Source organism: Rhodococcus sp. UYP9, from assembly GCF_040547235.1.
GTDB lineage: Bacteria > Actinomycetota > Actinomycetes > Mycobacteriales > Mycobacteriaceae > Rhodococcoides.
This window is the reverse complement of record NZ_JBEPPH010000003.1, coordinates 468,042-489,451: the sequence shown is the minus strand read 5'-3', so window position 1 is coordinate 489,451 and position 21,410 is coordinate 468,042. Positions and strand designations below refer to the sequence as shown.

At 62.5% G+C, this 21,410-nt stretch carries 24 protein-coding genes; 13 read left to right on the top strand and 11 right to left on the bottom strand.

Annotation, left to right across the window (positions count from 1 at the left end):
• The first annotated feature begins 153 nt into the window (after window positions 1-153).
• On the top strand, window positions 154-405 hold the full coding sequence (locus tag ABIB36_RS12010) for a modification methylase HgiDII (protein WP_084346937.1): 252 nt from the start codon (window positions 154-156) through the stop codon (window positions 403-405).
• Window positions 406-452: 47 nt separating this feature from the next.
• Here the strand turns inward: ABIB36_RS12010 and ABIB36_RS12005 are convergent, their stop codons facing one another.
• A complete protein-coding gene (locus ABIB36_RS12005; RefSeq protein WP_084346815.1) occupies window positions 453-1,058 on the bottom strand; it encodes a ribulose 1,5-bisphosphate carboxylase large subunit in 606 nt (201 codons plus the stop codon).
• A 77-nt stretch (window positions 1,059-1,135) separates the two neighbouring features.
• Here ABIB36_RS12005 and ABIB36_RS12000 point away from each other — a divergent pair, with 77 nt between their 5' ends.
• The 7 genes from ABIB36_RS12000 (at window position 1,136) to ABIB36_RS11970 (ending at window position 6,571) form a co-directional block, all read left to right on the top strand.
• Window positions 1,136-2,320, top strand: coding sequence for an NAD(P)H-binding protein (locus tag ABIB36_RS12000; RefSeq protein ID WP_354559349.1), 1,185 nt, complete (start codon window positions 1,136-1,138; stop codon window positions 2,318-2,320).
• Window positions 2,320-3,030: a CPBP family intramembrane glutamic endopeptidase gene (locus ABIB36_RS11995; protein WP_084346817.1), complete on the top strand. Its 711-nt coding sequence runs from the start codon at window positions 2,320-2,322 to the stop codon at window positions 3,028-3,030. Before ABIB36_RS12000 ends, ABIB36_RS11995 begins: the two co-directional genes overlap by 1 nt.
• A gap of 83 nt (window positions 3,031-3,113) precedes the next feature.
• Entirely contained in the window at window positions 3,114-3,551 is a 438-nt protein-coding gene (locus ABIB36_RS11990) for an Lrp/AsnC family transcriptional regulator (RefSeq protein ID WP_084346818.1), read from the top strand.
• On the top strand, window positions 3,548-4,621 hold the full coding sequence (locus tag ABIB36_RS11985) for a lysylphosphatidylglycerol synthase transmembrane domain-containing protein (protein ID WP_354559350.1): 1,074 nt from the start codon (window positions 3,548-3,550) through the stop codon (window positions 4,619-4,621). Before ABIB36_RS11990 ends, ABIB36_RS11985 begins: the two co-directional genes overlap by 4 nt.
• A gap of 34 nt (window positions 4,622-4,655) precedes the next feature.
• The gene (locus ABIB36_RS11980) at window positions 4,656-5,285 is read left to right on the top strand and encodes a DUF2461 domain-containing protein (protein WP_354559351.1); all 630 of its coding nucleotides are present in this window, start codon (window positions 4,656-4,658) and stop codon (window positions 5,283-5,285) included.
• Between the two features lie 66 nt (window positions 5,286-5,351).
• Window positions 5,352-5,891: a nucleotidyltransferase family protein gene (locus tag ABIB36_RS11975; RefSeq protein WP_084346939.1), complete on the top strand. Its 540-nt coding sequence runs from the start codon at window positions 5,352-5,354 to the stop codon at window positions 5,889-5,891.
• 41 nt (window positions 5,892-5,932) lie between these two features.
• A complete protein-coding gene (locus ABIB36_RS11970; RefSeq protein ID WP_354559352.1) occupies window positions 5,933-6,571 on the top strand; it encodes a class I SAM-dependent methyltransferase in 639 nt (212 codons plus the stop codon).
• Window positions 6,572-6,638: 67 nt separating this feature from the next.
• Here the strand turns inward: ABIB36_RS11970 and ABIB36_RS11965 are convergent, their stop codons facing one another.
• A complete protein-coding gene (locus ABIB36_RS11965) occupies window positions 6,639-7,679 on the bottom strand; it encodes a baeRF11 domain-containing protein (protein WP_256895610.1) in 1,041 nt (346 codons plus the stop codon).
• 538 nt (window positions 7,680-8,217) lie between these two features.
• Between ABIB36_RS11965 and ABIB36_RS11960 the strand changes: the two genes are divergently transcribed.
• A complete protein-coding gene (locus ABIB36_RS11960) occupies window positions 8,218-9,195 on the top strand; it encodes a TIGR00341 family protein (RefSeq protein WP_354559353.1) in 978 nt (325 codons plus the stop codon).
• Window positions 9,196-9,231: 36 nt separating this feature from the next.
• Here the strand turns inward: ABIB36_RS11960 and ABIB36_RS11955 are convergent, their stop codons facing one another.
• The 6 genes from ABIB36_RS11955 to ABIB36_RS11930 all read right to left on the bottom strand — a co-directional run bounded on the left by ABIB36_RS11955 (window position 9,232) and on the right by ABIB36_RS11930 (window position 15,290).
• The gene (locus tag ABIB36_RS11955) at window positions 9,232-9,936 is read right to left on the bottom strand and encodes a haloacid dehalogenase type II (protein WP_354559354.1); all 705 of its coding nucleotides are present in this window, start codon (window positions 9,934-9,936) and stop codon (window positions 9,232-9,234) included.
• Window positions 9,933-10,361: a DUF1707 SHOCT-like domain-containing protein gene (locus tag ABIB36_RS11950; RefSeq protein ID WP_084346825.1), complete on the bottom strand. Its 429-nt coding sequence runs from the start codon at window positions 10,359-10,361 to the stop codon at window positions 9,933-9,935. The genes ABIB36_RS11955 and ABIB36_RS11950 overlap by 4 nt, the downstream gene beginning before the upstream one ends.
• A gap of 36 nt (window positions 10,362-10,397) precedes the next feature.
• Window positions 10,398-12,191 carry an acetyl/propionyl/methylcrotonyl-CoA carboxylase subunit alpha gene (locus ABIB36_RS11945; protein WP_084346826.1) on the bottom strand — a complete coding sequence of 598 codons (1,794 nt, stop codon included), beginning with the start codon at window positions 12,189-12,191 and terminating at the stop codon, window positions 10,398-10,400.
• 147 nt (window positions 12,192-12,338) lie between these two features.
• Window positions 12,339-13,814: a condensation domain-containing protein gene (locus ABIB36_RS11940; protein ID WP_354559355.1), complete on the bottom strand. Its 1,476-nt coding sequence runs from the start codon at window positions 13,812-13,814 to the stop codon at window positions 12,339-12,341.
• A gap of 163 nt (window positions 13,815-13,977) precedes the next feature.
• Window positions 13,978-14,391 carry a SufE family protein gene (locus ABIB36_RS11935; RefSeq protein ID WP_084346828.1) on the bottom strand — a complete coding sequence of 138 codons (414 nt, stop codon included), beginning with the start codon at window positions 14,389-14,391 and terminating at the stop codon, window positions 13,978-13,980.
• A gap of 2 nt (window positions 14,392-14,393) precedes the next feature.
• Entirely contained in the window at window positions 14,394-15,290 is an 897-nt protein-coding gene (locus ABIB36_RS11930; RefSeq protein ID WP_084346829.1) for a sulfurtransferase, read from the bottom strand.
• Window positions 15,291-15,511: 221 nt separating this feature from the next.
• Here ABIB36_RS11930 and ABIB36_RS11925 point away from each other — a divergent pair, with 221 nt between their 5' ends.
• The gene (locus ABIB36_RS11925; RefSeq protein WP_354559356.1) at window positions 15,512-15,958 is read left to right on the top strand and encodes a flavodoxin domain-containing protein; all 447 of its coding nucleotides are present in this window, start codon (window positions 15,512-15,514) and stop codon (window positions 15,956-15,958) included.
• Here ABIB36_RS11925 and ABIB36_RS11920 read toward each other — a convergent pair.
• From ABIB36_RS11920 to ABIB36_RS11910, 3 genes are read right to left on the bottom strand one after another with little or no spacing between them, the layout of a single operon-like run.
• On the bottom strand, window positions 15,944-16,570 hold the full coding sequence (locus tag ABIB36_RS11920; RefSeq protein ID WP_354559357.1) for a Maf family protein: 627 nt from the start codon (window positions 16,568-16,570) through the stop codon (window positions 15,944-15,946). The genes ABIB36_RS11925 and ABIB36_RS11920 overlap by 15 nt on opposite strands.
• Window position 16,571: 1 nt before the next feature.
• A complete protein-coding gene (locus tag ABIB36_RS11915) occupies window positions 16,572-16,865 on the bottom strand; it encodes an acyl-CoA carboxylase subunit epsilon (RefSeq protein WP_354559358.1) in 294 nt (97 codons plus the stop codon).
• The gene (locus tag ABIB36_RS11910; protein ID WP_084346833.1) at window positions 16,862-18,502 is read right to left on the bottom strand and encodes an acyl-CoA carboxylase subunit beta; all 1,641 of its coding nucleotides are present in this window, start codon (window positions 18,500-18,502) and stop codon (window positions 16,862-16,864) included. Before ABIB36_RS11910 ends, ABIB36_RS11915 begins: the two co-directional genes overlap by 4 nt.
• Before the next feature lie 127 nt (window positions 18,503-18,629).
• Here ABIB36_RS11910 and ABIB36_RS11905 point away from each other — a divergent pair, with 127 nt between their 5' ends.
• From ABIB36_RS11905 to ABIB36_RS11895, 3 genes are all read left to right on the top strand, one after another.
• A complete protein-coding gene (locus ABIB36_RS11905; protein ID WP_354559359.1) occupies window positions 18,630-19,460 on the top strand; it encodes a biotin--[acetyl-CoA-carboxylase] ligase in 831 nt (276 codons plus the stop codon).
• Window positions 19,461-19,553: 93 nt separating this feature from the next.
• Entirely contained in the window at window positions 19,554-20,798 is a 1,245-nt protein-coding gene (locus tag ABIB36_RS11900) for an AI-2E family transporter (protein ID WP_354559360.1), read from the top strand.
• Between the two features lie 5 nt (window positions 20,799-20,803).
• A complete protein-coding gene (locus ABIB36_RS11895; protein WP_354559361.1) occupies window positions 20,804-21,400 on the top strand; it encodes a PH domain-containing protein in 597 nt (198 codons plus the stop codon).
• The last annotated feature ends 10 nt before the right edge of the window (window positions 21,401-21,410 follow it).

Genomic DNA, 21,410 nt, shown 5'->3' with positions numbered 1-21,410 from the left:
CGCGGGGTCTCGGCCTTGGGCGTCCCGGGCTGAGGAGAAGTTTTTCTGACCACCTGCCCATGATGCCCCCAGCCACCGACAAGCAACCATCGGCTGAGCTGTGGATGCGAGCGAACAGGTGTGAAGACGATCGAGGGCGGGTACGGGAGGTTGATGACCGACGACCAAGAAACGATGCAGATCATTTCCGCCAAGCTCGACGCAAAAATCGGCGAGCGTACCAACGGCCTGCAGAGCGAGGTCCCGCCCGGTGCGAGTGCGCAGGCCGACGACGAGGACGGTGAACGGGGACCCCTGGGTCGCGACTACCGCCTCGCCAACAAGTACGCCGAGGCCCTCGCTATCGGTGAACCGCAGTTGGTCGACCGGGCCGAGTTCGATCGTCTCGTCGCCGAACACGGCTGAATCGACCCCCGCTTGGTGAGCCGCTTCGGTGGCGAGCCGAGGAGGAATCAGTGGCCTTCGTCCTCGGCTTCCTCTGCCAATTTCTCCTCGCCCCTCTTGCGTAAGAATTTGAACCCTGGGATCCCGATGACGGCGCGTCGGACATCCTTTGTCACGTTGAGCAATTCGTGAATCTCGGGCGACACCGTGTCGAGTGTGGCCAAGATCGGAAGGACGGATTTCATATGCTCGACGATTTCGGGAAGTTGGTCGACCATCGCGATGGTGGCGTCGACTTCTTGCTCGGACAGGTGGTAGACGAACTTTTGCGCGAACGGTGCCGCCTGTTGCGCCATCGGCTCGAACAGCTCGACCAACTCGAACGCGGTCGCCGATGTCTTCGACGCCGTATCGACGACGCCTTCGGCCGAGCGAGTAGTGACCGCGGCCTCGATGACGACGAGCTGTGCGGCGGTGACAACCTCGTCGATTCGAGCCATGAGCGTCGTTACCTCGTCGAGCAACGTCTCGACGCGACCGGGAAGCTCCCACGCGAAGTTGGCGGTATCGCGGGCCCAACGCGCGCTCGACAGCGCCACGTCTCGACCGAATTTTGCCGCAGTCAGACCCCCGAAGGGGACAGGAAGCCGAACGCCGGCCAGCATCAGTGCCATCACTCGACAATGCCACAGGTAGGTCGCCGGGCCCCGCTGCTGCGGCAGCGCCGATCCGATGTCGTTAGCCTCGAGTCATGAGAGTTCTCGTTACCGGCGCGAGTGGATACATAGGGTCGAGGTTGGTCGCATCCTTGCTGAATGCGGGTGACAACGTCTGTGCTGCCTCGAGGAAACCCGAGACGCTGACGAGATTCGACTGGTGGCACGACGTCGACACCTGCGCGCTCGACGCGGGTGACCCACTCTCGCTTCGTGAGGGTTTCGAGCAAGCGGGCGACGTCGAGGTGGTGTATTACCTGGTCCACGCGATCGGGCAAGCCGACTACCGTAGCCAAGATTTGACCTCGGCCCGGCAGTTCGCCGAAGCGGCTGCCGCCGCCGGTGTGCGCCGGATCGTCTACCTGGGCGGGTTCGTGCCGGAGGGCGAAGAGTTGTCGGAGCATCTGGCGAGCCGAGCAGACGTCGGGGAGGCCCTCTCGGTCGACGGCGTCGAGGTCGTATGGCTTCGCGCAGCGATCGTGATCGGTGCCGGCTCTACCTCCTACGAGATGCTGCGCTATCTCGCCGACAGGCTCCCGGTATTGCCGCTGCCGAGCTGGCTGAGCCACCCGGTGCAGCCCATCGCCGTCGACGACGTCCTGTTCTATCTCCTGGCGGCTCGCTCCACTGTTCCGCCCGGCTCGTACGACATCGGCGGCCCGGACACGGTGCCGTACCAAGATTTGTTGTTCGCGTACGTGGAAGCGGCAGGACTGACCCGCGTCGGGCTGCGCACCCCAGGCGTTCCTACTGGGCTGGCCGGGCGTGTCATCGGCAAGATCATCCCCATTCCAGATGCGCTCGCCGAGGACCTGGTCGGGTCACTGCACAACACCATGACGACGTCGGAGGATCGGATCGTCGATGTCGTCGGTGAACCCGAAGGCGGTAGAACCACGATCGCGGATGCGATGCGTCGCAGTGTGCAGGGCGGCGTCGGCACCCCGCCCGGAGTGAGTGAGCTCAAGGATCCATTACGGCTTTCCGTCACCGACGCAGCGTGGAGCGGAGGCGACGCGTCGGTGATCCGCCGCTACGGCGTGGCGGCCTCGTCGAAACCTACGTGGGACCTGTTCGAGTCCCTCGGCGCGCGTTCGTTGTTGTACTCCTGGCCCGTCGCAGCGGTGGTGCGCACGAACCTCGATGTGGTGGACAGTGTTTCCGGCCGGACGAGATCGGCAATACGACGTCTTCTCGACGACAAAAACAGGGATGCTTGATGGCGACGTGGCAGACGAGTGTGGTCGACGTTGTGAAGGCGGCCCTTGTGGAAAAGGTCGACCGGGACCACGAGGAATCCGACAAGGCATTCCTGCGACGCCGGATCGTGGTGGTGATCACACTCGTGGTCGGAGCGACGCTGCTGGGTCTTTCGCTGGCAGTCGAACCCGGTGACAGTGTGTTCTATGCGCTGACCCTCGGGTTGGCGGCGGCGTGGATCGTAGGGGGATTCGCCTCGGGTCCACTGCATCTGGGACGAATTCGGATCAACGGTTCGATGCGACGACCGATCATCACCCCAATTCTCACCGGGCTTGCTGCGAGTGCCGTCTTCGTCGTCGGCGCATTGATCGTGCGACAGATCCCACCACTGGCAGACTTCACCGAGAATGTGCTGGCGCATGCGCGGTTCGGATCCCTGGCACTGATCGTGTTCATCACCCTGCTCAACGGGGTCGCCGAGGAGATCTTCTTTCGAGGTGCCCTGTTCGCGGCGATCGGTCGTCGAAAGCCGGTGTTGATTTCGACCGTCATCTACACGGTGGTCACCCTGGCGAGCGGGAATCCGATGCTTGCGTTCGCTGCAATCACGCTCGGTTTCGTTCTCGCCCTGCAACGACGCGCATCCGGTGGCATCCTGGCGCCGATCCTCACCCACGTGGTCTGGTCCACCGTGATGATATTCGCGCTGCCGCCTCTGTTCGCCTGACTCGGATACATTTCGTCAAGTTTCAGCGGCATTCTGTGCTGTCCAGTGGGTCGAGTCGGGTCGCACTGGGCTAGATTGCGCAGGTGAGCGAAAACCTCGACCGGATAGACCGGTTGATCATCGACGAACTGGTCGCCGACGGCCGTGCGACTCTGGCCACGTTGGCCGAGAAGGCCACCCTCTCGGTGTCCGCTGTGCAGTCTCGTGTCCGACGCCTCGAGGCCCGTCGAGTCATCCGCGGGTACACCGCACAGGTGGATCCGGATGCGCTGGGACGTCCGCTGTCTGCGTTCGTTGCCATTACACCCATCGACCCCGCGCAGCCCGACGACGCACCCGCGCGCCTTCGCCACATCACCGCCATCGAATCGTGCCATTCGGTGGCGGGGGAAGAGAGCTACGTTCTTCTCGTTCGAGTGGAATCGCCGCGCAGCCTCGAGGGCTTACTGCAGGAGATTCGGGCAACGGCGAATGTTCGGACTCGTAGCACGATCATTCTGCAGACCTTCTACGACCGATGACGCCCGGCCCTGTCCGTAAGGTCGCTTCTGCCGTCCTGTCGTACGGGGTGGTCGGGCTCGTCATGTGGCTGCTCTACCGCACGGTCGGGAATTCGGGTGCGGTATCGGATGCGCTGAGTTCGATTTCGGTGGGCGACGTTCTCGTCGTGAGCGTTTTCGGGCTGCTCTATCTGGCGTCGATGTTGTGGCCGATGATTTATACGTTGCCCGGCCTGACCATCGCGCAGGCCGGTGTCGCACGGACGGCATCGCTTGCACTCACCAACACTGTTCCTGAAGGCGGCACGGTCGCAACGGGTTTGACGTTCGGAATGTACCGATCCTGGGGTTTCACGCTGGCGGACAGTTCGACGTCGATCATCACGATCGGCATCTGGACCAATCTGTCGCGGTACGTGCTGATGTCGGTCGCTCTAGTGTTTCTCGTATTCTTCGGGACCGCATCGGGGTCGGAGGTCTGGATTGCCGCAGGCACATGCGTGGTCGTCACCGCGATCTGCCTACTCGTCGCGCTCGTGATCACCAACGATGCATTTGCTCGTCGCGTCGGCCGAACGCTCACACGCGGCCGAAACGTGTTGGCAGGACGGTTCGAGCGGATCGCTCCACGAGACATGGAGGAGGTCGTAGCCGACTTCCGTGAGCATCTCCTTGCCCGGGTACGTACCTGTTGGCGGTCGTTGACTGCGACGATGTTGCTCTCGCAATTGCTCGGGGCACTCGCGCTCGGCGTGGCTCTTCGGCTGATGGGTACGAGCAGTGACGAAGTGGGCTGGGATCGGATCGTGGTCGCCTTCGGCGCAATGTCGTTGGCAGTGCTACTTGCACCGACCCCTGGCGGTCTCGGCGTCGTAGAGGCCGTTCTGATCGCAGTTCTCGGCGTCGGCATGACCACGGCTCAACAAGGAGATCTGGTTGCGGCCGTGGTGTTGTTCCGGATGGCTACGTGGCTGCTTCCGATTCCGCTCGGTCTGATCGCATACCTTTATTGGCGATCGACGAAGAACTGGCGGGTCATCGTGAGTCGGCCGTCCAGTGCTCCCCAGCCTTCGAGTGATCCCCGGTCATGACGACTCCGCTGGCTTTCCTCCTAGGATGACGAATATGGCTTTCACCGGTATTCCTTTTGCTGCGCTGGACTTCTACGAGGACCTCGAAGCGGACAACAGCAAGACGTGGTGGGCTGCTCATAAATCCGTCTATGACGAGTCGGTCAAAGCGCCCATGACCGCGTTGCTCGCAGAGCTGGAAGCGGAGTTCGGTGAAGGGAAAGTATTCCGCCCGTATCGAGACGTGCGATTCTCCAAGGACAAGACGCCGTACAAGACGCATCAGGGTGGGTTCGTCGCGCGCGGGCAAAGCCTCGGCTTCTACGTACAGATCGATCCGGCCGGGCTCTTCGTCGCAGGCGGGTTCTACGGCTCGACCACCGACGGCATCGCACGCTATCGAGAAGCTGTGGACAACGACGTGCGCGGGGTCGAACTCGAAAAACTGGTGACGACGTTGACCGCGGCGGGGTTCGAGATCGGTGGTGACCAGCTCAAGACCAAGCCGCGTGGATACGAGCTCGACCATCCTCGAATCGGCCTGCTCAGACACAAATCCTTGACGGTGTCGAAACACTTCGGATCACCGGACTGGCTCGAGACGTCCGACGCGATGGTGCACGTACGCGATACCTGGCGTGAACTCGTCCCCCTGGTCGAGTGGGCGAGAGCGGTGATGGGCTAGTCGAGTGGGTAAGACAGATACACGATCAGCGTGCAGCGGACATCGAAGCTCTCGAAGGAGAAACAATTGACGGGCGATGCGATCGGGGTGTTGTTGGCTGCAGGTGCCGGCACCCGCTACGGATCACCGAAAGTACTCGCCGACGAAGGCAGGTGGCTCGACATCGCCGTGCGCGCCCTACACGACGGTGGATGCGAGAAGGTGATCGTGGTGCTCGGTGCCGCAGACAGCGCGGTGCCGGACGGGGCGATCGCTGTGCACGCTGACGATTGGCCCGTCGGGATGAGTGCCTCGCTGAAGGCTGGACTATTTGCGGCCGAGGGCTTCTCGTACGCGGTCGTCCATGTCGTCGACACTCCCGATGTGGGTCCCGAGGTTGTTCGCGCCGTGCTCGATTCGGCCCGAGTGTCGCCGTCGCATCTGGCTCGTGCGGTATTCGGCGGCACTCCCGGACACCCCGTGGTGTTCGGTCGTGAGCATTGGGACGAAGTGATTGCCACCTCGAGTGGAGACGCGGGTGCACGGGCGTTTCTACGCAGTAGATTGGACGTCGTCACCGTCGAGTGTTCTCGATGGGCGACGGGCATCGATCACGACTATCGCTAGGGGAGTGTCGGCATAGCGAATTCTGTTGCAAGAGGGACGGCATGGATCTCGATCATCTGGATACGACCAGGACGGCCTACGATGCCGTAGCGCACAGTTACGCCGAACTACTGCGAGATGAACTCTCGCACAAGCCACTCGATCGGCGATTGTTGGACACATTCGCGGACATGGTGAGCGAAGGGGGAGGCGCGCGCGTCCTCGACGCCGGGTGTGGACCCGGCCGGATTTCCGAGTACCTCCACAGTCGCGGGCTGACTACAGTCGGGATCGATGTGTCTCCGACGATGATCGACATCGCCCGAAGGGACTATCCTGCACTGCAATTCGACGTCGGATCTATACTCGATGTGGACCTCGCCGACGGAAGTGTCGAGGGGGTTCTCGCATGGTATTCGATAATCCATACCCCGCCGAAGCTCCTGACCGTAGTTCTCGCGGAGTTCTGGCGGGTCCTTGCCCCGGGAGGTTTGCTTCTACTCTCGTCTCAGGTCGGCGACGAGCGAGTGCGACTGGAACAGGCATACGGTCATGTCGTCGCGTACGACGTCTACCGTCTGTCTCCTGAGAAAATCGTGAATCTGTTGCGCAAGAGGAGGTTTCGGGTGGACATTCGATTAGTCCGTGCGCCGAAGGGGTCTGAGCTTCAACCGCAGGCATACATTATGGCGCGCAAGTAGAAGCGAACGAGGGTCCGGTCGACGCCGGGTGAAGAGTTCCCGCCCGCGAACGGGCGGGAAGCTCAGATCAGCTCTTGTACCGCAGGATCGCCGCAATCTGTGCGCCGTCGGGCATGTCTTCGCTTCGAACGGCGGTCACCGTCGCGCCGGACAATAATGCGCGCCGGGTTATCTCGTCCACCACACCGTAGACCTGTGCGTCGTCGGCGTCCGTGAAGTGCACGTCACCGGTATCTGGATCGACGGTGCCCGGAACGATGCTCTCGATGTCGACCATTACCGTGCCGATCGCACCGTATGTGGCAGCCTTTGCAACGTCCGCAACATCGGTCGATCCGCGGCCTTGCGACTTGCGCTCGTCGAAGAGTCGACGCAAATCGAACAGTTGGTCGCGGTAGTGATTGTCCAGCACGGTGCGGGCAGCGTCGGCCAAAGCACCGTCGCTGAGCGCCTGGGGATTACCATCGATGCCCTGTGGCAGCAGCCCCGGGTAGGTGGCGGTGCCGCGGTAGATCGATGCGATGGGGTCGGCCGCAGCGAGGATCAATGGAATGCCGCGACCGATCAAAGTGGTGCGCAGAGCCTGGTCGACGATGCGGGTGAATTGCCGAATACGGGTCATACGACTGTCCGGGTTGTGGGGCCTTCCACCGGGACCGTAACCGCTGCGCTCGGGCTTGCCGAGCTCGGACTCGAGGTCCGTCGGCAGGCCGGGCACGCTTACCTCCGCAGGAGGTTGGTCAGCGGAGATGTCGACCAGCCGCACGCCACCCTCGGCCAATGCCAGGACGAACGCCGTCTGCGGGAACGATGTGGTTCGGAGCATAGGCTTGAGGTAAAAGCGGTCGCCGGCGAATGTCACGGCCGAAAGGCGGTTGGGCAAGCGATAACTACGGATGCGTTCGGTGGTTGCATGCACAACAAGGGTGCGAGATTGGTATCGCCAGAACTCCGACCATTCGGTGAGCGCCTCGAATGACTGCTCGATAGTTGCTCGCTCGTCGGAGTCTTCGATCTGCGCCAATGCCGAGCGCACCTGGCCGGCAAATTCGCGCTGCACGCGATCATGGTCTCGTACCGTGTCTGCGGTCGGTGTATAGATCGACACGCAAGTTCTTCCCTCGGTGGAAGCTAGGTCGATGATCTCTGCCTGGCTTGGTATGTCTGTGTGTAGCATCTTTAGCCCTTCTCTTGGAGAGAACTGACCGCCGGAAAGCTGTGTCCATCCCAACCGATGCGCAGATGCGTGTTCGCGAACCGCGTGCAGCAGGTGGGGCTGTGTACCGGCTTGTCCTTCGTGAGTGTCCCACACTCGGTCTCGAACTGGGGCTTTGTGAGGTCCGTGGGAACGAAAAGATGACCAGCAAGTCAGGATGCTCTCGTTGAGCTCGACGACCCAGAATAAATGTGGGACTCCACTTTCGGTGCGTCCGAAAGTGGCCACCGGCGTTGGGTGTTCGCCCCGCGCGAAGGAACCCGATCGTGCGGGGTGGATCTCGACGCGCAGTGAGTGGAGGCGTGCACCAGACCAGTTCTCTGTCACCGACCAGGCAGGTTCGGTGTGCTCGGTTTTCGGTACGCACTCACCGAAAGCGGGCTACCGTGTAATCGCGATCGCTGACTTCGGTTTTTCGAAAGGCTGGGAGATGCTTGCATTTTTGGTCCCGGACAGCCAGCGTCGAAGTCTCGACGAACTGGACGAGCGGTTGGATCTCGCTGCCGGGGACAGTGGTGCAAAGCGGTCGGCATTCTGGATCATGCTTACCCTTTCCGGAATAATCGCTGTCGCGGGAGTGGTTTCTGACTCGACGGCCACCGTCATCGGGGCGATGATCGTAGCGCCATTGTCGACTCCGATTCTCGGTGCCGGCCTCGGCATTGCCACCGGTCGTGGATCGCTGGTGTTCAGAAGTGCTTTACATGTGCTGTTGGGGCTGTTGTTGGTCGTGGCATTCGGATACCTGTTCGCGCAGGTGTTGCTCAACCCGACCAACGTGCTGACCAACTCTCAGGTTCTCGGACGCACCTCCCCGACACTGGCCGACCTCATGGCTGCGATTGCCACTGGCTTCGCCGGATCCATTGCCATCACTCGCCGTGACGTCGGTGATGTGCTTCCCGGCGTGGCCATCGCAATTTCATTGGTCCCGCCACTTGCCGTCGTCGGTGTCTGCCTCGGATCCGGGGCACCCTCGCTTGCGCTCGGTGCTCTGGTGTTGTTCGCCTCGAATGTGGTTGCCATGGTGATCACCTCCACCCTGGTACTGGTAGTCGCCGGTTACGCAAAAGAAAGCCGCACCACAGAGTCGCCGCGACATGGTCGCGTATTTCTCCTGTTGGCATCAGCCCTCGTCGTCGTGGCCATTCCCATGGTGATCAACTCGCTTACCTCACTCTGGGTGCGTCAGATTCATGACGCGGCAGAGCAATGGCTCGCATCCGTTCCGGATGCTCAGGTCGGATCCGTCACCTGGCAGGCCGACACCGCGGTGATCGAAGTGCTGGGCCCTCAGGATCTTCCGCCCATCGACGAACTCGAAAAATCGATCGACGCCCTGGTGCCGTGGAATCCGCAGATCGTTGTCGTCCATGCGGTCGGAAGTCGTATCGAGGCTGCAGAATAGGGCCGCGTCGAATGGACTAGTTGTCGCGGACGTACCTCAGCAGTGCAGAGCCGTGGCGAGTTCGGTGATCGAGTGCACGCTGTACGTCCAGTCCGACTGCGGAACACTGTCTTCCGTCTGCGCGGGCCCGTATTCTCGCGGTCGAGAAACGAAAGCTGTTCGAAATCCGCAGTCTCCGGCTGCCATCAGATCACTGTTGTGAGCCGCGACCATCATGCACTGCTCGGGACGTAGGCCGAGGATGTCAGCGGTGCGGAGATACGCGTCGGGCAACGGCTTGTACGCGCGCGCCGGCTCTGCGCCGAGGATTACATCCCAGGGAATACCGGCGTTCTTCGCCATGTCCAACAGAAGCGAAATATTTCCGTTGGACAGCGGTGCAACGACGAACTTGGACTTCAGGCGGCCGATGCCCGCTACCGAATCCGGCCACGGGGCCAAGCGGTGCCACGCGAGATTCAGCGCGACAATCGAGGGTTCGGGAATTCGAACATCGAACTCGGAGAGGACTATACGAAGACTCTCCAAGTGCAGAACATCGAGTCTGGTGAAGGGGCGCGCGCCGGACCGTACCTGTTCCATCGCCGGCTGATAGAGACTGCGCCACCGATCGGCGAAAGCGAGTGAATCTACCTGGGCTGCTGTGACCGCAGCGACCTCGCGGGCAATGCTCGTACGCCAATCCACCACGGTGCCGAACACATCGAACAACAGTGCTCGCGGGGGATCGATCGCAGTCACCGATTGCGCCGCCTGGACCGATTTCCACCGGCAACGAGTGCACCGACAAGTGGGATGAGCAGGAAGAACAACCAACTGGGGGAGACGGGGACGACGAAGAACAGGATCAGCGCAATGATCGGGGTCACGGCCATCACTGTCTTACGCCAGTCCCACCCGTCGACGCCGTCGTGCTCGTCCGTGTTTGCTGGAGAAGTCGACTTTCTCAGGTCCAACGGCGCTGAGGCGGTCGGATCCAAGGATGGCGAAGGAAGGTCGGTGAACACCGAGTCCAGCTGCCTTCGCGTGTTGGCAGACGCAACCACGGCGCTCCGCTCGTCGAATTCGGGAAGGGTGAGTCGCCCATCGCTGAAATGCCGGCTCAGAGCGGAATGCGCCTGTTCACGCTCGGCCGTACCGACACGAACGTCCGGGTTGTCTGCCATGAGAACAGACTAACCCGGACGTCGGTGTGAATCGTGTTACTTCAGTTCGGCGAGGACTGTGCCTTGAGTGATGGCCGATCCCGGCTGCACTGACAGGCCGGTGACGATCCCGGCCTTGTGAGCGTTGACCGGGTTCTCCATCTTCATCGCCTCGAGGACCGCGATGAGATCGCCCTCGGCGACTTCCTGGCCCTCTTCGACGGCAACCTTGACGACAGTGCCTTGCATCGGAGCGGTGACAGCATCGCCGGATGCTGCGCCTGCGCCCGAGCCACCGCGCTTGCGAGCCTTCGGCTTACGACGGATCGCACCGTCGGTCGCGGCGCCGCCGCCGCCCAGTGAGAACTGGCCGGGGAGCGAGACCTCGACGCGACGGCCACCGACCTCGAGAACGACGGACTGGCGGGGGAGTGCCTCGTCCTCGTCGGCAGGCTCACCGGCGGTGAACGGTTCGACCTGGTTGTCCCACTCGGTCTCGATCCAACGGGTGTGGACGTCGAACTTCGTGCCGTCCCCGATGAACGCGGGATCGGAGACCACGGCAGCATGGAACGGGATGACTGTCGCCAGGCCCTCGACCTTGAACTCGGCCAGCGCGCGACGTGAGCGTGCGAGGGCTTCTTCGCGGGTGGCACCGGTAACGATGAGCTTGGCGAGCATGGAGTCGAACTGGCCGCCGATCACGGAGCCGGATTCGACACCGGAGTCGACGCGTACGCCGGGGCCCGAGGGAGCGACGAAGGTGGTGACCGGTCCGGGGGCCGGTAGGAAGCCGCGGCCGGCGTCCTCACCGTTGATGCGGAACTCGAACGAGTGTCCGCGTGGCGTGGGGTCTTCGGTGATGGAGAGTTCTTCGCCGTTGGCGATGCGGAACTGTTGCAGCACCAGGTCGATGCCGGAGGTCTCCTCGGTGACGGGATGCTCGACCTGCAGGCGGGTGTTGACCTCGAGGAACGAGACGAGTCCGTCCTGGCCGACGAGGTATTCGACGGTACCTGCGCCGTAGTAACCGGCTTCGCGGCAGATTGCTTTCGCGGAGGAATGGATTTCGGCGCGCTGGGCATCGGTGAGGAACGGTGCAGGCGCTTCCTCGACGAGCTTCTGGAAACGGCGCTGCAGACTGCAGTCTCGGGTGCCGGCGACGACGACGTTGCCGTGCTGGTCGGCGATGACCTGTGCCTCGACGTGGCGCGGCTTGTCCAGGTAGCGCTCGACGAAGCACTCTCCGCGACCGAAGGCGGAGATCGCTTCGCGGGTGGCGGAGTCGAACAACTCGGGGATCTCTTCACGGGTGCGGGCAACCTTCATGCCGCGTCCGCCGCCGCCGAAGGCAGCCTTGATGGCGATAGGTAGACCGTGGTCGTCGACGAAGGCGAGGATCTCGGCTGCGTCTTTGACCGGCTCGGAGGTGCCGGGCACCGAAGGCGCTTTGGCACGGGCGGCGATGTGGCGGGCCGTGACCTTGTCGCCGAGATCGCGAATCGACTGCGGCGACGGTCCGATCCAGATCAACCCGGCGTCGATGACGGCCTGGGCGAATTCTGCGTTTTCGGACAGGAATCCGTAGCCGGGGTGAATGGCGTCGGCGCCGGACTTGCGGGCGGCGTCGAGGATCTTGTCGATCACCAGGTACGACTCGGCAGATGTCTGTCCACCGAGAGCGAAGGCTTCATCGGCAAGGCGCACGAACGGAGCATCGGCGTCGGGTTCGGCGTATACCGCGACACTGGTCAGGCCGGCATCCGCTGCTGCTCGTATCACCCGAACTGCAATCTCGCCGCGGTTGGCGACAAGCACCTTGGTGATATGCGCGCTGGCGTGGCTGGGCACTGAGCCTCCTGTGGTTTCGAGTGTTCCGTGCGCGGCGTTTTTCCGCCGCTCGGTTACGGGCGTCTATTCGGAGTGTAAGCACAGTCGCCGGCGCATCCGAAACTGGATGGTGGTTACAGGGAACAGACCCAAAAAAGCCGGAGGTCCCTACTGATTGGTAGGTGTCGGAGCGAAAGATGCGCTGTCCAATGCCGGGCGGCTGCTCACCATGGAGGTCAGCGACGCCGTCCCTGTGTCGACCACCTCGTCGAGGATTCGCCGGAGCACGCCGACGTAGCGGTGAACGTGCGCGGTTGCGATGTCGTTGTTGGGGTAGCGCGCCGAGATGTTCACCCCGCGCGGTGTGCGGTTGATCCAGATATAGACGTCGTGTTCGTACTGCTTGCTGCGCAGTGCCCGGGCATTCCAGTCGTCCCACCGATCTGCCATCGGCGCGAAACGCACATCCATGAACGACACCACGAAGCGCGGCTTCGCAGAGGCTCCCAGCGCGCGGAAGACTCGGTCGAGTGGGACCCGGGCTACCGGCTTGGTTGCCGCGACCTGCTGAGTAGCCCGCGCAACGATGGCGCCGAACGATTCCACATCCGCGATATCGAACGAGAGCGGGCACAATCCGACGAACCATCCGAGTGAGGACGCCCAGTGCGGTTGATCCCGAGTGTGTACCGGTGTGATGGTCCGGAACTCGGTCCGGCCGGTCAGTTCCGCCCCGGCCACTGCCAACGCGGCCAGCAGTCCGGCGAACATACTGTTGCCGGTCTTGCGGCACGCAACAGAAAAGGAATCGGCCCGTGCGGCGTCGAGGATCCAGTCGGTCAGCCCGCCCTGGGGAGCGTCACCGCTGCCCTGGGTGCCGATGTCGAGAGGGAAAGCCGGTAGCTGACCGTCTCCGGCGTCGAGGAAGCGGCGCCAGGTCACCACGGCATCGTGCGTGTGCTCGAGTTCGGCATGCATCCGGCGCTCGGACACCCCGAAGTCCAAGTAGCTACCAGCCTCGAACAGTGCGGCGGTTGTGCCGTCGACTGCCTCGGCGTACAGCGCGGATATCTCGTGGGCAACCAGAACGGTGGACAGGCCGTCGATGATGGAGTGATCGGCGGCGAAGAAGACGGTCACCTTTCCGGTGTCCCGCGTTTCCAGTGGTTCTACTGTCACGAACGCATAGGCGGGCCAGGCGAGAGGGGAGGTGTACTCGTCGAACAAGTACTGCAGATGGTCCAACACCTCGCTGGAGAGCTCGCAGCGCTCCTGCTCGACCTGCCAGACGTCGACGGTGCCTTCAGCGGCGGTGACTCGGCTCAGCTCCCCGCCTTCGACATCGATGGCTGCGTGCGAACGCATCGACTCGTGGCGATCGATCCACGCGAGCACGGCACGCCGGAACGCAGGCTTGTCGAGCGGGCCGTCGATATCGAACGCCGCGCCCAACCAACTCTCCCGACCCTGACGGGGACTCTTCAGGCTGTCGCGCAGGTGCGCCTCGTGCACATACGACGTAGGGCGGTCGTCCGGCTGCCACCCGGCCAGGACCGGGGTGCTCGCGTGGGGGCCGACACTGGGAATCCACTCCGTGATGGTGCCTGCGGGTATGGCGTAGTCCGCCAACTCGGTGAACTCCATTCGACAGCAACCAACTCTCACGCGGGATAGACAAACAACCACGATGAGCGCACCGAAGACCTACCGAATCGCGTTCACCGTGTCCGACAGTGAGTGTACCGACCCGAAAGTGTATCGATCAAGACGGCCTCGACCAGCGGATCAAGGCCGTCCCTTCTTGGCTTCATCTCACATGGCGCTTGATGCGCGTGAGCATCGCAGACATTCCGCGCAGTCGCAGCGGACTCACGGCGTCTCCGAGACCGAGCGCAAGGTAGAAATCATCCGGCACAGCGAGAATGTCCTGCGCTGAATGTCCGTCGAGACCTTGGTGGAGTATCGACGCGAAACCTCTCGTCGTCGGTGCTTCCGGCGGCGCACTGAAATACAGCTTGACCGCATTTCGATCCGCGCTGTCCACGGACAGAAACAGCGGTGACTGGCATTCGGGCACCGGCTCCATGGCTGCCTGTTCCAAGTGCTCGGGCAACCCGGGAAGCTCACGGCTGAACTCGAGGAGCAACTGAAGCTTGTCCTGACCCTCGACCGCGGCGAAATCCTCGACGATCTCGGAGAGCGACTCCGGCAACTCGGCCATGATCAGGCCTTCACAGGTGCGGAGCCAGGCTCCTCGCCGCGTGCAATCGGTACCCGAACAGCGTTACCCCATTCGGTCCACGAGCCGTCGTAGTTCCGGACCGATTCGTGACCGAGAAGATGAGTCAACACGAACCAGGTGTGGCTCGATCGCTCGCCGATTCGGCAGTACGCGATCACCTTCTCACTAGCGACGTAGTCGGCGTAGATCTCGTCGAGCTCTGCCCTGGTACGGAAGCGACCGTCGGGGGCTGCAGCCTTGGCCCAGGGGATGCTGACCGCGGTAGGTATGTGGCCGCCGCGCAGTGCCCCTTCCTCCGGATAGTCGGGCATATGGGTGCGTTCTCCGGTGTATTCCGCCGGTGAACGCACGTCGATGAGCGGGATCGTGCCCAGGCTCGTGAGGACGTCCGCAGCGAATGCTCGTATCGGTGCGTCGTTTCGCTCCACCACCGGGTATTCGGTGGCCGGATACTCGGGGACGTCGAGGGTTGTTTCGCGGTTCTCGGCCAGCCACGCGTCTCGGCCACCGTCGAGCAGCCGGACATCCTGGTGTCCGAACAAGGTGAATACCCACAGTGCGTAGGCGGCCCACCAATTGCTCTTGTCGCCGTAGATCACGATGGTGTCGTCGCGAGAGATACCCTTGCGGCCGAGCAGTGCCGCGAACCGATCTCCATCGATGTAATCCCGCGTGACCGGGTCGTTGAGATCGACATGCCAATCGATCTTCACCGCACCCGGAATGTGGCCGACGTCGTAGAGGAGCACATCCTCATCCGATTCGACGACCCTGAGGCCGGGAGTGCCGAGGTGTGCGGACAGCCATTGAGTGGACACCAGTCGATCTGGGTGCGCATAGTCGGAAAACGTGGGCGTGGGGTCTGCTGCTACGGGCACTTCTTCTTCGCTCCTAGGAGTGATCGAATCGATCTGACTCTGTCGATCCTAGGCGCTCGGTGAACCGAGGGAGCTGCGCTCGGAGTGCAGAGCCGCCCGCGGACACCTGTCGTCCCCGCAGAGAGCAGGTGGGATCCGACCCGCACTGCTGGTGAGGCTATTCTCACTTACCGATTCTTTCGGTGGCCTGCAAAGGAAAAGTTTCGAGAAGGGGAGTGGACATGGCAGTAGTCGTGTTGTTCGGTTCGGAGACCGGCACAGCCGAGGAGGTTGCGGACAAGATCGCCGAGGTGATGACCGATCATGACGTCGACGTCCGTGACATGCTCGAATACGAGCTATCCGATATCGATACCGACGACTTTCACGTCATCGTCTGCTCCACCTACGGCGAAGGCGAACTGCCGACTGGAGCAGGCCCCTTCTACGACGCGCTCGTCGAGGAAGGCCCGGACCTCTCCGGACTCAGATTCGCTATGTTCGGACTGGGCGACCGCGTGTACGAGGACACATTCAACCGCGGCGGCGAGATCATTGCCGACAAGCTGGTGGAACTAGGCGCTCAACAGGTCGGCGAGCACGCCCGGCACGACAGCTCCTCGAACGTCAAGCCCAAGGTGCAGGCTGCCGAGTGGGCCCGAGACGTCACAGCTCTATTGATTCCCTGAATCGGCCCACAGCTCGGACAACGACGTGCCGACATCGGCCAGAAGTCGACGGACGAGCGGTAGACCGATCCCGATGACGCTGGACGGATCCCCCTCGATGCGGTCGACGAACCAGCCACCGAGGCCGTCCAGCGTGAAGGCGCCGGCCACCGATAACGGCTCTCCCGATGCGAGATACGCCTCGAGGTCGGCAGGGGACGGTTCACTGAAGTGGATCTTCGTCGAACTGCACCCGGCCGCGACCGTGACCGACCTCCCGTTCACGACTCGAACGACAGCGTGGCCGGTCAGAAGATCACCTGATCTTCCTGCCATCGCGGCCCACCTACGCCGCGCCACATCGACGCTGTGAGGCTTGCCCTGTAGCTCGTCGCCGATCGACAACATCGAATCGCACCCGACCACCACTGCGTCGTCGAACTCGGCGAGTACCGCCTCTGCCTTGGCAAGTGCCAACGCTACGACCACATCCTCGGGTGCCGGATCGGGTCCGAGCGCAGCGGTGAGCGCGTCCTCGTCCACCCCGGACACCCGCACGACCGGGTCGATCCCCGCCTTGCGGAGAACTTCGAGCCGTGCAGGCGACGCCGAGGCGAGAACGAAGCGAGGCACTCTAGTAGCGCTGCGAGGCGCCGTACGAGTACGGCGAATACGGCGCGAACGTCCGATGCTTGGAGGCATGAGAACCCCACAGCTCCGGCGGACGTGAGTCAATGGTCGAGGCATTCGAACCCGCCGCCGCGGTGAGGACCACGACAAGTGCCGCGATGTCCTGGTCGGACGGATTGCCCTTCACCACTCGAATCGCAGCGTGGACTTCAGCGACCGCAGATGCGTCTTCCAGGCCTGCAGACTCGATCAGATCCGTAGCTTCGGTGATGTCCGATTCCTTTGCCGGTGCGCTCATAGTGGAATGTTCCCGTGCTTCTTGGGCGGCAACGTCACCATTTTGCGCTCGAGAAGCCGCAACGCAGCGACAATCTGGCCACGCGTATGGCTCGGCGGGATGACGGCGTCGAGATAGCCGCGCTCGGCCGCAATGTACGGGTTGACGAGGGTGTCCTCGTACTCCTGCTGCAACTTCAACCGCAACGCGTCGACGTCCTCGCCGTTTTTCGCGGCCTCGAGGAGTTGCTTGCGGTAGACGAATCCGACGGCACCCGATGCACCCATGACCGCGATCTGAGCCGTGGGCCACGCGAGGTTGACGTCGGCACCCATGTGCTTGGAGCCCATGACGTCGTATGCGCCGCCGTAGGCCTTTCGCGTGATGACGGTGATCTTGCCGACCGTCGCCTCACCGTAGGCGTAGAGCAACTTCGCGCCACGACGAATGATGCCGTTGAATTCCTGTTCGGTTCCGGGCAGGAAGCCTGGAACGTCGACGAGGGTGATGATCGGGACGTTGAAGCAGTCGCAGGTTCGTACGAAGCGAGCTGCCTTCTCGGAGGCGTCGATGTCGAGAGTGCCGGCGAACTGGGTGGGCTGGTTCGCCACGATGCCCACCGAGCGACCGTCGACACGTCCGAAGCCGACGATGATATTGCGAGCGCGGCCTTCCTGGACTTCGAGGAACTCGTCGTCATCGAGGATCCGGCGGATGACCTCGTGCATGTCGTACGGGGTGTTCGGTGAATCCGGGATCAGAGTATCCAGTTCGAGGTCCTCTGCCGTGAGGCTTTCCTCGATGCCACCGACGATCGGATCCGACGGCGCCAGGCGGGGTGCGTCGGCGCGGTTGTTGCTCGGTAGGTACGACAGCAGATCTCGGACGTAGTCCAACGCGTCCTGCTCGCCGGACGCGACGTAGTGCGCGACACCGGACTTCTCCATGTGGGTGTGCGCGCCACCGAGTTCTTCCATGGTGACGTTCTCGCCGGTGACGGTCTTGATGACATCGGGGCCGGTGACGAACATCTGCGAGGTGCCGTCGACCATGACGACGAAATCGGTCAGTGCGGGGGAGTAGACGTGTCCGCCGGCGGCAGGCCCCATGATCAGCGAGATCTGCGGGATGACTCCGGAGGCCTGGACGTTGCGGTGGAAGATTTCGCCGTAGAGGCCCAGTGAGACGACGCCCTCCTGGATGCGAGCGCCTGCGCCTTCGTTGATGCCGACCAGCGGACGGCCGGTCTTGATCGCAAGATCCATGACCTTGACGATCTTCTCGCCGTAGATCTCACCGAGGGAACCGCCGAAGACGGTGGCATCCTGGGAGAAAACGCAGATGTCGCGCCCGTCGATGGTGCCGTAGCCGGTGACTACGCCGTCGCCGAAGGGGCGGTTGTCGGCCATTCCGAAGTTGACGGACCGGTGACGAGCGAGCGCGTCCAGTTCGACGAACGAACCTTCGTCGAGTAGCGCGGTGATGCGCTCTCGGGCGGTCAACTTGCCTTTCGCGTGCACCTTCTCCACTGCAGCTTCACCACTGGGGAGCATCGCGGCTTCCCGGCGACTTCTGAGATCGGCGAGTTTTCCCGCTGTGGTGTGGATATCGGGCTTGGCGGCCGAACCCTGTGCAGTTGCGTCCTGAACACTGGTCATGGGGGATCACTTTAACCACGACTGTGATGGGTGTCCCGACCGAGGTGCGACAAGCACAGTCGACAAACAAGTCTACTGGCCGGTACATCGACCAGGCGCGTTCGGTAGGGCCATATGCTCTTGGGTCATGTGGACCAATCTCGACCGCCCCCCGCTCGATGTCGCGGCTCTTCGTCGAGCTCTTGTCGATGGACCGCAAGCGTCCTGGTCGAGGCTCGACGTGGTCGAGCAAACAGGTTCGACCAACGCCGACCTCATTGCGCGCGCCGACGGGCTCGCCGATCGCACCGCGCTTGTAGCCGAGCACCAGGACAGCGGGCGTGGCCGTCATTCACGGCCGTTCTCCGGCGCGCCTCGATCACAGATCCTCTTGTCGGTGCTGATGAAATTTCCAGGAATCGATCCGGCCGTCCTCGGGTGGCTACCGCTCCTGACCGGAGTCGCCGTAGTCGACGCGCTGCGAACGGTGGCGGCCGTCGACGCTGCCCTGAAATGGCCGAACGACGTCTTGATCGAGGGGCGAAAGGTCGCTGGCATTCTCGCCGAAGTTGCCACCTACGGTCCGCATCCGGTCGTGGTGGTCGGAATCGGGCTGAACGTATCGATGACGACTGAGGAACTACCTGTCCCGACGGCCACATCGCTGGTGCTCGAGAGTGCGGTCGTGGCCGATCGTGACACCATTCTGCGCGCAATCTTGCGTGGAATCGGTGCCGAGGTCGATTCCTGGAAGAACTCCGGTTGGAACACCGAGCATCTCGCTCAGCGATACCGCGAGCGGTGCGACACGGTGGGCCGGAGAGTTCGCGTCGAGATGCCTGGGGATCGAGTGTTGGTGGGGGAGGCGACCGACGTCGATGTTCACGGCCGCATCGTCGTTCGCGACGATGAGTCCGGGCACTCGGTCGCGGTAGCGGCCGGGGATGTCACGCACCTACGCGCGGTGGATTCTGAGTAGTCGGTGAAGCCACGTCATCCGTGACGGATGATGTGGTTTCGACAGATGCGATGGGATGGTTCTGAGCAGATGAACAACTGCGGAGGGGCACTCATGGAACCGCGACATGCATCGGATGCGACGCCGTCGAGTGTGTCGGAGTCGTGGTCGCTCCCGCGCGGGGTGATCGTGTTGCTGGGGCTTGCCTCACTCGTCGTCTGCGTCGCCGGAACGCGTGCGTTCTCCGGCGTGGTGGGGCCGACGTTTCTTGCCTTGATGCTGACCGTCGCGGTACATCCGTTTCCAGAGTGGCTGCGACGCAGGGGTTTTCCGGCATGGATCGCAACGATCATCGCGATTGTTCTCGTGTACTCCATTCTTCTCGTGTTGGTATTGGCACTCGTCGTATCGACCGCCCGGCTTGCGACGCTGATGCCGACCTACGCCGACGAGTTCGACAGTCTGGTCGACAGCGTTCGGACACTTCTGGCGAACAACGGAATTGGGCAAGACCAGATTCAAGGTTTGATGTCGAAAATCGATGCGGGCACGGTGTTCGGGGTGATCGACAGTCTTCTCGTGGACGTGCTGGGTATTTTCTCCAACTTGCTTTTCGTCCTGGTGCTGCTGTTGTTCATGGCGGTCGACGGCAGTTCGTTCACCACTCGGATATCGACGTTGGTCGGTACCCGGCCCGATATCGCGGGCGCATTCGTGTCCTTCTCCACGGGCACTCGTACGTATCTGATCGTCTCGACGATCTTCGGCTTGATCGTTGCCGTCATCGACGCAGGTGCACTGTGGGCGATGGGTATCCCACTTCCAGTGTTGTGGGGGCTGTTGTCGTTCATCACGAATTACATTCCCAACATCGGATTCGTCCTTGGACTGATTCCGCCCGCTCTGTTGGCGCTGTTGCAGGGCGGGCCCACTCTGATGATCGCGGTGATCGTCGTCTACAGCGTCGTCAACGTCGTCATCCAGTCGATCATTCAGCCGAAGTTCGTCGGTGACGCTGTGGGACTGTCGGTCACGCTGACATTTCTCTCGCTCGTGTTCTGGTCCTGGGTTCTCGGTCCGCTCGGAGCAGTCCTCGCCATTCCGTTGACCTTGATGGCCAAAGCGTTGTTGGTGGACATCGATCCAGCAACCAGGTGGCTGGATATCCTGATGTCCAGTGGTGACGGCCGTGCCCCCGACTCGGCACCGGACCCCGCCGATCTCGAGGCCGCTGATCCTGAGGTCGCTGATTCCGGCAGTGAGGAAGATGTCGGTGGCGCCGCGGAATCGGATGGTGATGAGGACGCAGCTCTCGTGGCAGGATCGCCTCGTACGAGTAAGGATCCGGCCGAGGAGTGAGTCGCATGGGGTATCCGGAAGATGCGTTGGCAGACGAGGAAGAACTGCTTCTGCATCATCACCCGCATTGGAAGATGCTGGTGCTACCTGCGTTGACATTCATCCTCGTCACCGCTGTCGCAGGTTTCGTGATCGGCCTGTTCTCGGTAAAGCTCGACGGTTCGAGTGCCACCGTCGCATCGATTGTCACTGCAGTCCTGTGGGCGATCGTCGTCGCCTGGCGGTGCATTGCCCCCCTCATCGGCTGGAAATGCACGCACTTCATCGTCACCGACCGCCGAGTGCTCATCCGGCAGGGCGTCATCACCCACTCGGGAATCGATATCCCGATGGGCCGTATTTCCAATGTCCAGTTTCGGCACGGACTGATCGACCGCATGCTCGGTACCGGAACCCTCATCATTGCTTCGGCGTCGGACGACCCGTTGGAGTTCGACGACATTCCACGCGTCCAGCGGGTTCACTCGCTTCTCTACCAGCAGGTATTCGACGCGCTGGAGATTCGCCGGGACGACCGTCCACGGTTCGACGACGGAGAAGTCTCGTACGAGGAGTCCTCGGACTCGGCGAAAAGAGGATGGCGCGCGGGGAAACGCTGGTAATCGAAGCGTT